1 protein-coding gene is annotated in these 774 nt (G+C 75.2%); it reads left to right on the forward strand.

Features of this window, described 5'->3' with window-relative positions:
- The coding region (locus RWK90_RS17245; protein WP_314038858.1) for a DUF222 domain-containing protein at positions 1–774 on the forward strand (774 nt) is incomplete at both ends.

Below are 774 nucleotides of genomic sequence, written 5' to 3' on the forward strand. Positions count from 1 at the left end.
CATCATCGGCCGCCACGACCCCGACGGCATCCGGCTACGCAAAGCCGACGCCAGCCGGGCCCGCGGAGTCCGGTTCACCAAAGGCGCCGACGGCATGTCCAACGTCTCGGCCATCCTGGCCACCGAGGAAGCCGCCGTCCTGGCCGAGGCCCTGGATCACCGCGTCGCCGAACACGAGGCCGCCGACGCCGCCGCCGCCACTGCCGGTGCGGACGAGGCCGCGGACTCCGGACCCGAGGTGTCGTACACCAAGCCTGAGCGTCGCGCGGATGCGTTGATGTCCCTGGTGTGCGGGGACGTACCCGGCAACGCCGGATCCCGCGACGNGCCTGAGCGTCGCGCGGATGCGTTGATGTCCCTGGTGTGCGGGGACGTACCCGGCAACGCCGGATCCCGCGACGCCGCCGACTCCGAGGGTGGCTCCGCCGACGCCGCCGACGCCGCCGCCGCTGACGCCGCTGCGGCCGGCCCTGCCGCACCGGGTGGCCGGGCGCCGGTGTGGCGGCCGACGGACACCGTCATCGCCCCCGGCCAGCCGGGCCGGGATCAGGACGGGGTGCGGGGGGAGTTCACCCGCACCGGCGAGGCCGCCCTGGCCACCCTGCTGGAGATGCTCGCCACCTGTGACGGCGCCAGCTTCGAGCAGGTGGATCCCACGATCGGCGCCGCCGACCAGCCCGGCGCCGAACTCAAGTATCGGCCCGGGGCGGAGTTGGCGCGGCGAGTCCGGCTACGCGATGGCACCTGCCGCCATCCCGGGTGCACGGTCCCGGC

Origin of the sequence: Dietzia sp. CH92 (assembly GCF_032248695.1) — a bacterium.
Classification (GTDB): Bacteria; Actinomycetota; Actinomycetes; order Mycobacteriales; family Mycobacteriaceae; genus Dietzia.